The 4,658-nt window shown below is 65.1% G+C and carries 5 protein-coding genes; 1 reads left to right on the top strand and 4 read right to left on the bottom strand.

From position 1 onward, the window contains the following. Window positions 1-208 (bottom strand): SAM-dependent methyltransferase (locus AC1DU6_RS20645; RefSeq protein WP_477859242.1); only part of this gene is annotated, 208 nt, incomplete at its 3' end. Window positions 209-228: 20 nt separating this feature from the next. Here AC1DU6_RS20645 and AC1DU6_RS20640 point away from each other — a divergent pair. Then, the gene (locus AC1DU6_RS20640; protein WP_056195448.1) at window positions 229-702 is read left to right on the top strand and encodes a YhbY family RNA-binding protein; all 474 of its coding nucleotides are present in this window, start codon (window positions 229-231) and stop codon (window positions 700-702) included. On the opposite strand, the gene AC1DU6_RS20635 is transcribed toward AC1DU6_RS20640, so the two are convergent. The 3 genes from AC1DU6_RS20635 to carB form a co-directional block, all read right to left on the bottom strand. After that, window positions 680-1,123 carry a DUF4149 domain-containing protein gene (locus AC1DU6_RS20635; protein ID WP_457356215.1) on the bottom strand — a complete coding sequence of 148 codons (444 nt, stop codon included), beginning with the start codon at window positions 1,121-1,123 and terminating at the stop codon, window positions 680-682. The genes AC1DU6_RS20640 and AC1DU6_RS20635 overlap by 23 nt on opposite strands. Further along, window positions 1,123-1,599 (bottom strand): transcription elongation factor GreA, encoded by a 477-nt coding sequence (gene greA, locus AC1DU6_RS20630; RefSeq protein WP_056195443.1) that lies wholly within the window; start codon window positions 1,597-1,599, stop codon window positions 1,123-1,125. Before greA ends, AC1DU6_RS20635 begins: the two co-directional genes overlap by 1 nt. A 79-nt stretch (window positions 1,600-1,678) precedes the next feature. Further along, a partial coding sequence (carB, locus tag AC1DU6_RS20625; RefSeq protein ID WP_477859239.1) for a carbamoyl-phosphate synthase large subunit occupies window positions 1,679-4,658 on the bottom strand: 2,980 nt, incomplete at its 5' end.

The following is a 4,658-nucleotide window of genomic DNA, read 5'->3' as shown; positions in this document are numbered from 1 at the left end:
GATACTGGCTCCAGGCACCGGGCGTGGCACCCAGGTCGACGACGATCTGGCCCGGGCGGATCAGCTTCAGTTCCTCGTCGATTTCCTTGAGCTTGTAGGCCGCGCGCGAGCGGTAGCCGTCCTTCTGCGCCTGCTGCACATAGGGATCCGAGACATGGTTGTTCAACCACGCCTTGTTGAGCTTCTTGCTTTTGGTTTGAGTTTTCATGCCTACGGGATAATACGGGGATGCCTCAAATCATCCTGACCCCTGCCCAGCGCAAGGACAAACGCTCCGACGCCCACCATCTCGACCCGGTCGTGATGATCGGCGGCGATGGCCTGACCCCCGCCGTCGTGAAGGAAGTGGACCTGGCGCTGAAGGCTCATGGCCTGATCAAGGTGCGGGTGCTGGGCGACGACCGCGCTGCGCGCGAAGCCATGTTCGCCCAGCTCTGCGACGAGCTGAACGCCGCGCCCATCCAGCACATCGGCAAGCTGCTGGTGCTGTGGCGGCCGATTCCGGAGAAGGCAGCCGCCGAGCGCACCGACGCCCGGCCCGGCCCGCGCGTGGTCAAGATCGTCAAATTCTCCAAGAGCGGCAATGGTCGGCCCCAGGTCACCAAACTCAAGGTGCTGGGCAACCAGCGCGTCGCCCAGGGTGGCGAACTCAAGCGCGCCAAGCGCCGCATGACCAGCGTCAAGAAGAACGTCGCGGACTGATCCAGGCCAGGGCCAGCACCGCCAGGCCCTTCACGCCGAAGAACGCGAGCGAAGCACCATGCAGCGCCGCGAAGGATGCGACCCCGGCGCCGGCCTTCGCGTCTGCCATCAGCGGTTGCAGGCCGTAGTAGCCGGCAATCGTGCAGAACAGGGCCACGACCGGCAGCAAGAGCCGGGCTGAAAACTGTTGGCTGACGCCCCCGCCCTCCAAGGTGTCACGGGCGATGCGTCGCTCGATCATCATCAGCACCAGCCCCAACGCCAGGCTGACCTGCGCCTCGATCGCAAACACGCGTGCGACGAAAGCACCGGCCTGGGCGCGCTCTAACACCGCGAAGGCACTGGGCGTCGCCGCGAAGGCCACACACAGCAAAAAGCCGCCCCAGAGGGCGGCCAGCAGGGCTTGGAGCCGAGCGAACATCACTCGTAGCGCACTTCGACGATTTCGTAGCGCTTGATGCCGCCGGGGGCCTGCACTTCGGCGACATCACCGGCCTCCTTGCCGATCAGGGCGCGGGCGATCGGCGAGCCGACCGAGATACGGCCATGCTTGATGTCGGCCTCGTCGTCACCCGTGATCTGGTAGGTCACTTCGGTGCCGCTGGCTTCTTCTTCCAGATCCACCGTTGCGCCGAACACCACGCGACCGCCAGCGTCCAGCGTCGAGGGATCGATGATCTGCGCCGCTGCGAGTTTRCCTTCGATCTCGAGGATGCGGCCTTCGATGAAGCCCTGCTTGTCCTTGGCTGCGTCGTACTCGGCGTTCTCGCTCAGGTCACCCTGGGCGCGCGCTTCGGCAATTGCCTGGACGACGGCATGACGTTCGACGGTCTTGAGTCGGTGCAGCTCGGCTTTGAGCGACTCGGCGCCGCGCTTGGTCARGGGAATGGTCGTCATGGCAAAAACTCAATGGGCAAAAAGAGTTCCGCCGCTGCGGCCCGGTCGGGCTGCTGCGGCGGAATCGATGGGCTGTAGTTTAAGCCAGCTCGGCGTGCAGTTCCTGCAGGGATTGCACGGTCAGGCCGTCACGGTGTTTCATGCCTTCGACCGCGGCTTCACAACCGGCCATGGTCGTGTAATAGGTCACGCGGTTGGCCAGAGCCGCCTGGCGGATGTAGCGGCTGTCGGCGATGGCCGTGCGGGTCTCGTCCACCGTCGTGAAGACGAGCTGGATGTCGCCGCCCTTGAGCGCATCGACGATGTGCGGGCGGCCGTCCTTGATCTTGTTGATCAGCTTGACCGGCACGCCGGCCTCGGTGATCGCAGCCGCCGTGCCGCGCGTCGCGACGATGCCGAAGCCCAGCGCATGCAAATCCTTGGCGATGGCGATGGCGCGGGCCTTGTCGCTGTTCTTGACCGTGATCAGCACGTTGCCCTGGCGCGGCAGGCGCGAGCCGGCGCCGATCTGGCTCTTCAGCATCGCCTCGCCGAAAGTCTTGGCTGCGCCCATCACTTCGCCGGTCGAACGCATCTCGGGGCTGAGGATGGGGTCCACGCCCGGGAATTTGTTGAACGGGAAGACGGCTTCCTTGACGCTGAAGTAAGGCGGGATGACCTCGGCCGGCACGCGACCCTTGCGGTCGCGCTGGTCGACAAGCTTCTGGCCAGCCATGCAGCGCGCGGCGATCTTGGCAAGCTGCTGGCCCGTGGCCTTGGACACATAGGGCACGGTGCGCGAAGCACGCGGGTTCACTTCCAGCACATAGACCGTGCAGGCCGCCAGGCCCGCGGTCACGTCACCCTGGATGGCGAACTGCACATTCATCAGGCCGACAACCTTCAGCGCCTTGGCCATCGCCGCCGTCTGGCGGCGCAACTCGTCCTGCAGATCAACCGCCAGCGTGTAGGGCGGCAGCGAGCAGGCCGAGTCGCCGCTGTGGATGCCGGCCGCCTCGATGTGCTCCATGATGCCGCCGATCATGACGTCGCCCGTCGAGTCGGCGATGCAGTCGACGTCGACCTCGACGGCGTCTTCCAGGAAGCGATCCAGCAGCACCGGCGACTTCTCGGACACACGCACCGCTTCGCGCATATAGCGCTCCAGGTCCTTGTCGCCGTGCACGATCTCCATCGCGCGGCCGCCCAGCACATAGCTCGGGCGCACGACCAGCGGGTAGCCGATTTCATTGGCCAGCGCGACGGCCTGGTCCTCATTGCGCGCCGTGCGGTTGGGCGGCTGGCGCAAGCCGAGTTCGTGCAGCAGCTTCTGGAAGCGCTCGCGGTCCTCGGCGATGTCGATGGAGTCAGGCGTCGTGCCGATGATGGGCACGCCAGCACGCTCCAGGTCGAGTGCCAGCTTCAGCGGCGTCTGGCCGCCGTACTGCACGATGACGCCGACGGGCTTTTCCTTGTCGACGATCTCCAGCACATCTTCTAGCGTGACTGACTCGAAATASAGGCGATCCGMGGTGTCGTAGTCGGTCGACACGGTYTCSGGATTGCAGTTGACCATGATGGTCTCGTAGCCGTCCTCGCGCATCGCGAGCGCGGCGTGCACGCAGCAGTAGTCGAACTCGATGCCCTGGCCGATGCGGTTCGGGCCACCGCCCAGCACCATGATCTTCTTCTTGTCCGTCGGGTTGGCCTCGCACTCGGCGTCGGCACCCTCGTAGGTCGAATACATATAGGCCGTCTGCGTCGCAAACTCGGCCGCGCAGGTATCGACGCGCTTGTACACGGGGCGCACGTTCAGCGCATGGCGGCGTTCGCGCACGGCATGCTGGTGCGTGCCCAGCAGTTTGGCCAGGCGCTTGTCCGAGAAGCCCTTGCTCTTGAGCAGGCGCAGCTCTGCCTCTGTGATGGACTCGATTGCCCGGCCCTTCAGCTCGCCTTCGATCTGCACGAGTTGCTCGATCTGCGCGAGGAACCACGGGTCCACCGCAGTCTCTTCATAGATCTCGTCCAGCGTCATGCCGATGCGGAAGGCGTCGGCCAAGAACAGGATGCGCTCGGGGCCGGCTTCGCCGATCTCCTGCACGATCTCTTCACGATCGGCCGAGCGCTCGGTCAGGCCGTCGATGCCGGTCTCCAGGCCGCGCAGCGCCTTCTGGAAGGATTCCTGGAAGGTTCGGCCCATGGCCATCACTTCGCCGACGGACTTCATCTGCGTCGTCAGCCGCGAGTCGGCCATCGGGAACTTTTCGAAGGCGAAGCGCGGGATCTTGGTGACGACGTAATCGATGCTGGGCTCGAACGACGCCGGCGTGATGCCGCCGGTGATGTCGTTCTTCAGCTCGTCCAGCGTGTAGCCCACGGCCAGCTTGGCGGCGATCTTGGCGATGGGGAAGCCCGTCGCCTTGGAGGCCAGCGCCGAGGAGCGCGACACGCGCGGGTTCATCTCGATGACGACCATGCGGCCGTCCTTCGGGTTGATGGAGAACTGCACGTTGGAGCCGCCGGTGTCCACGCCGATCTCGCGCAGGATGGCGATGCTGGCGTTGCGCAGCAGCTGGTATTCCTTGTCCGACAGCGTCTGGCTCGGCGCCACGGTGATGGAGTCGCCGGTGTGGATGCCCATCGGGTCGAGGTTCTCGATGGAGCAGACGATGATGCAGTTGTCCGCCTTGTCGCGGACGACCTCCATCTCGTACTCCTTCCAGCCGATCAGGCTCTCTTCGATGAGCAGTTCGTTGGTCGGCGAGAGGTCCAGGCCACGCTTGCAGATGGTCTCGAACTCTTCCGGGTTGTAGGCGATGCCGCCGCCCGAGCCGCCGAGCGTGAAGCTGGGGCGGATGACCATCGGGAAACCCGCGCCACCGATCTCGGCGTGGATGCGCTTCTGCACGGCCCAGGCTTCTTCCAGCGAGTGCGCGATGCCGGACCGGGCCGAGCCCAGGCCGATCTTGGTCATCGCGTCCTTGAACTTGAGGCGGTCCTCGGCCTTCTCGATGGCATGCTCGTTGGCGCCGATCATCTCGACGTTGTACTTGGCCAGCACGCCGTGCTTGTGCAGGTCC

Source organism: Roseateles sp. P5_B10 (genome assembly GCF_056400485.1).
Note: the sequence above shows the minus strand (reverse complement) of the source record. Positions and strands in the feature narration are given on the sequence as shown.

What these genes read in the sequence shown, in the direction of transcription:
- AC1DU6_RS20640 (WP_056195448.1), top strand. Translation starts at nt 229, where the DNA reads ATGCCTCAAATCATCCTGACCCCTGCCCAGCGCAAGGACAAACGCTCC.
- AC1DU6_RS20635 (WP_457356215.1), bottom strand. Translation starts at nt 1,123, where the DNA reads ATGTTCGCTCGGCTCCAAGCCCTGCTGGCCGCCCTCTGGGGCGGCTTT.